This window comes from Candidatus Magnetobacterium casense, from assembly GCF_019173545.1.
Taxonomy (GTDB): Bacteria; Nitrospirota; Thermodesulfovibrionia; order Thermodesulfovibrionales; family Magnetobacteriaceae; genus Magnetobacterium; species Magnetobacterium cryptolimnobacter.
This window is the reverse complement of the sequence record NZ_JABXWD010000457.1, coordinates 1-2,463: the sequence shown is the minus strand read 5'-3', so window position 1 is coordinate 2,463 and position 2,463 is coordinate 1. Positions and strand designations below refer to the sequence as shown.

The 2,463-nt window shown below is 51.2% G+C and carries 1 protein-coding gene; it reads right to left on the bottom strand.

Annotation, left to right across the window (positions count from 1 at the left end; all coding sequences use genetic code 11):
* Window positions 1–172: 172 nt before the first annotated feature.
* Entirely contained in the window at window positions 173–2,302 is a 2,130-nt protein-coding gene (locus tag HWQ67_RS16285; protein ID WP_218253740.1) for a tetratricopeptide repeat protein, read from the bottom strand.
* Window positions 2,303–2,463: the final 161 nt, after the last annotated feature.

Below are 2,463 nucleotides of genomic sequence, written 5' to 3'. Positions count from 1 at the left end.
TGTCAACAAGGTAAGAAGGGGTCAAGGGGGCTGGCCCCCTTGCAGGGGGTTCTGAAGGGGGGCGGAGCCGCCCCTTTCTTTCCTTCTTCTTAGGGGGGTGAACTATTACCCACAATTTTATTTCTACATGGTTCAAAGGCAGGGGAGGAGAGCGGAGTCGGTCTGTCTTTTCTCAGTCTGTGAACTTTGCAAGTTGTGTTTTGATTTTTTCTTGCCAGATGGTATCCTGCGGTGGTACCTTTATGTAGGCAAACTTGAAAAACATCAGCGCCTCTGAATTCTTGTGATTTATAAGAGCCAACAGCGCCAGGTTGTAGAGGTCAACGTATGAGGTCTCAACGCTGAAGGCCTTTACCCCCAGTTTAAGGGCATTGTAGGCCTCTTTGTAGTTGGACATGCGGGAGTGACAGGTGGATATCTTTTGGTAGATGGATGGTTTTTCGGCCATCTCGGCCACCTTAACGGCCATCTCAAATGCCGCTATAGCCTCCTTGTACCTCTGCAGACCTATCAGCGCCTCCCCCTTTAGCCTGTGACCAATTGACAGGGCCGGTAAGGCCCCTATGACCACCTCTGCATGGGGCAAGGCCTTTTCATGCTCCCTGCGGGCAATGTACGTTGAGGCAAGAGCCGTGTTTATGGATACCAGGGAAGGCTCTACCCGGTAGACCCTCTGAATTTCGCTGACAAACGCCTCCGATGGCGCCGTGTTCAACGAAAGAGTCCTTTCGGTCAACAGACTGAAGGGGTCAACGACCCTCAGCTCGTACTGTTGAGCGATGGCGGGATACTCGGTTGAGTTGACGTACAGGACTGCAACGTCGTCAAAGAAAACGGCCTTGTAGGAGGGATAGGCCATCAGTAGTTGTGCAAAAGCCTTGTTGTGCAGCGGGACAATAAAGAATGATGGCTTGTATGCAGCGATGAACTTCCTGAGTACTTCGGGGTTAAAAAACACGTTATCCGCCCAATAGAAGTCCTCGTCAGAGAAGTATGAGGTCATATCAAGGTCCATATATATCCTGTACTTTGGGTACAGTTGCCAGATCAGGTAGCCGCCAACGGTTGCCTCACTCATGACGTTGCCGCCGGCCTCTATGGAGTTTAGAAATCTGGTTATGCCGCGTGGATTGTAGACGGGGTTGTACGGGTAACCGGCTAAGAGTCCCTTGAAGGTCTTTAGAAACACAAACGGCATGGCCATCATCATGGCAATGAGTATGATATATACGGGACGCCTCAGGGCCTTCGACAATCCCCCTGCAGACAACGGCATGTGATTGACTACGATTGGCAGAGACAGCAGGACAAATTCGTTAATGAACCTGCTGCCCTTGCTCAACAGTACGACGGCCCCGCCAAAGAGCAACATGTGACTTATGCGGATATCCATCCGTGCAATGCCCGCCAGCACGGAGAGCAGGACTGTGGCGATGGCCAGGTTGTTTACGGTCAGGTGGTTAATGACGTGCGGGGATATGTTGAAGGAGAGTATATCGGCCAGAGTCAGGGTTTTGAGTTCGCCGATATATGTGGCTGCGTACTGTATCGGCTGAAATGGCAGGCCGATGAGTCTTACGGGGTCCGGCGTGAGGTAAACCGCACCGATGGATGCAATCAGCGCAACGACATATATGCGGTCCTGTGTAGTAAAGGCAGTCTTGGTACGGAGGCGGTCTGCATAGCGTTCAATCACGTATGAGAGCGTGATCAGTATCAGCACCGGGTACTCGATGCCGTGCATGTTACACCACAGCAGTGCAAGCAACGGTAGGAAAACGACCATCTTGGGTCTGTATTCGATTATGTACAGGAAGGTGACAATGTAGAGGTAGTTAAACATGTGTGGTCTGAGCACCATGTCTCTTACGAGCAACACCATAGAGCAGAGTACAAAGACTGCCGTCAGATATGCCGATGAGTCGTTGTTGTGCAGGCGTCCCCTGAATATGAATCCAAAGATCATAAACACGGTGGCCATGTAAAGGGCAGCCCTCAGTGTGATCAGGCCGTTGTCTGCCGCCAGGGCATATGCCCCGTACAGGGTCAACTGGAACAACCAGTAGTAGTCGATCCCGTCCTTTGGTGGGGTTATGAAGGAGAAGTAGGAGTGCTTGGGTATCTCATGGTGTTGTGCGATGTACTTTCCAACAGAGAGGTGAAACCACGTATCGGTGTCGCCGGCGATTATAGGCATGGTCAGGAAAAACCAAAAGATAGTGGCAAGGAGAAAGGCTGCATAGATAAAAAAGTAGTAATTCTTTGCAAACAACCTGATGTCTGTACCTCTGCCAACGTTCACTGTACTACAGCATAACTTAGCACAGGGGATAATGTCAAGAAAACCGTGCATAAGGGGTGCATAAGAAAGTAGTTGGTGGCTTCGTCAAAGAAAGAATGGGGGCTTCGCCCCCTACCCCCTACAAGAAGGGCGGCTCCGCCCCCTCCTTGACCTCCCCTGCA